Origin of the sequence: Lacisediminihabitans sp. (assembly GCF_043726815.1) — a bacterium.
GTDB lineage: Bacteria > Actinomycetota > Actinomycetes > Actinomycetales > Microbacteriaceae > Lacisediminihabitans.
Genome location: NZ_JAYSJZ010000025.1, coordinates 1 through 2264, shown reverse-complemented (window position 1 = coordinate 2264; position 2264 = coordinate 1). Strand labels below are relative to the sequence as shown.

Genomic DNA, 2264 nt, shown 5'->3' with positions numbered 1-2264 from the left:
CGAACGGTGAAGGTGAAGGTGGCTGAGCCCGGGCAGCAGCTTGCCGACGATGTGGCGCGGGTGATCGCGGTGCGTGACTATCTCGGGCCGGAAGGCCGCATCCGTCTGGATGCCAACGGCGGTTGGAACGTGGATGAGGCGGAGCACGCGATTCACGCGCTCGCGCCGAGCGACCTCGAGTATGTGGAGCAACCCTGCGCGACGGTGGATGAGCTCGCCGACATCCGCAAGCGCGTCAAGTACATGGGCATGCCGATCGCCGCCGACGAGAGCGTGCGCAAGGCCGAGGATCCGCTCGAGGTCGCGACGGCGAAGGCAGCCGACCTGCTGGTGATCAAGGCACAGCCGCTGGGAGGCATCCGTGCCGCGCTGCGGATCGTGGATGCCGCGCGCCTGCCCGTCGTCGTCTCCAGCGCCCTCGAGACCTCGGTGGGCATCTCAATGGGAGCGCACCTCGCCGCAGCGATCCCCGAACTGGCCTACGACTGCGGGCTCGCGACCGTGAGCCTGCTTGCCTCGGATATCACCGCAGACTCGCTCGTGGCCGATGGCGGGCTCGTGAACGTGCACCGGGTGACTCCGGATGCCGCGCTGCTGGACAGCTACGCCGCGGATGCCGAGCGGGTGAAGTGGTGGAATGCACGACTCGAGCGCTGCCTGGCGTTGCTGGAATAAGTTGGGCGCCACCGTCGTTGACAATCCATGCAGACGTATAGACACTGACTGGGAGAAACGCTGATGGCCCCGCGACTCGAACTCGGACTCGACACCTTCGGTGACGTCACCACTGAGGCGGACGGCACCCCGGTGCCCTACGCCCAAGTGCTGCGCAACCTCGTGGCCCAGGGCGTACTCGCCGACCGGGTCGGACTCGACTACATCGGCGTCGGCGAACATCACCGCAAGGACTTCGCCGTCTCCGCCCCCGAGGTCGTGCTCGCCGCCATCGCCGCGCAGACCGAACGCATCCACGTCGGCACCGCTGTCACCGTGCTGTCATCGGATGACCCGATCCGGGTGTTCCAGCGCTTCGCCACCCTCGACGGCATCTCCAACGGACGGGCTGAGGTCATCCTCGGCCGCGGATCGTTCACCGAGTCCTTCCCGCTCTTCGGGCTCGACCTCGCCGAGTACGAGCAGTTGTTCGAGGAGAAGCTCGAACTGTTTGCGGCCGTGCGGCAGCAGCAACCGGTCAACTGGACGGGCACCACCCGAACCCCGGTGGTCGACAAGAGCGTGTATCCGACGATCGAGAACGGCCTCCTCCCCACCTGGATCGGCGTGGGCGGCAGCCCGGAATCGGTCGTGCGCACCGCCCGCTTCGGCTTCAACCTCATGCTCGCGATCATCGGCGGCGAGCCTGCCCGCTTCGCCCCCTACGTTGACCTGTTCCAGCGCGCCCTCGCCCAGTTCGAGCAGCCGACGCCGAAGATCGGCGTGCACTCCCCCGGGCACATCGCAGCGACCGACGAACAGGCTCGCGAGGAATTGTGGCCGCACCACTCGGAAATGATGGCCCGCATCGGCAAGGAACGCGGTTGGGGCCCGATGAGTCGCGAGTCCTTCGAAAACGAGGCCGACACCGGCTCGCTTTACGTGGGATCCCCCGAGACCGTCGCGCAGAAGATCGCATCAACCGCCCGCGTACTCGGCCTCGACCGCTTCGACCTCAAGTACTCCAACGGCACCCTCGCCCACGAGAAATTGATGTCGAGCATCGAGCTCTATGGCAGCGTGGTCGCCCCGCGCGTGCGAGAGCTTCTCGCCGAAGACGCCTGATCCGGTTTTAGGCTGCCTCTAGCCCCGAGCGGCCCACGGTGTCACACTACTGACATGGCGAAACACGGCAAGAAATCGAAGAGCGAGACAATCGGCACGGCCGCGTCAGGCAAAGCCGCGTCGGGCAAAGCTGTCGCGGCTGACAAAGCGGCATCGAAGAAGACCGACCCCAGGTCCGCTCAGGTGGGCGTGCTCGATGAGGCGCTCACCTACGTGCTTCGGCACGCTGCGGCGTCGCTGCGCGGCGCAATGGCCGAGGCCCTGCGTCCCCTCGATCTCTCGGCAGCCCAGCACGCCTGCCTCGAACTGCTCGGGCGAAGCCCCGGGCTGTCCAGTTCCGACCTGGCCAGAGGTGCCTTCGTCAGCCGGCAGTCGATGAACCTGGTGCTGCGCGGCCTGCAGGAGCGCGGGCTCGTCACCCGCCCCGAAACCGCGCTGCAGGGCAGGGCGCTGCCGACGAAACTCACGGCCGCAGGGCGCGAGCG

3 protein-coding genes are annotated in these 2264 nt (G+C 67.2%); all 3 read left to right on the top strand.

What is annotated here, in order from left to right:
* On the top strand, nucleotides 1–675 hold a 675-nt coding region (locus ACHZD8_RS02725), incomplete at its 5' end, for an o-succinylbenzoate synthase (protein WP_394768594.1).
* Nucleotides 676–738: 63 nt separating this feature from the next.
* The gene (locus ACHZD8_RS02720; protein ID WP_394768593.1) at nucleotides 739–1779 is read left to right on the top strand and encodes an LLM class flavin-dependent oxidoreductase; all 1041 of its coding nucleotides are present in this window, start codon (nucleotides 739–741) and stop codon (nucleotides 1777–1779) included.
* 54 nt (nucleotides 1780–1833) lie between these two features.
* A partial coding sequence (locus ACHZD8_RS02715; RefSeq protein ID WP_394768592.1) for a MarR family winged helix-turn-helix transcriptional regulator occupies nucleotides 1834–2264 on the top strand: 431 nt, incomplete at its 3' end.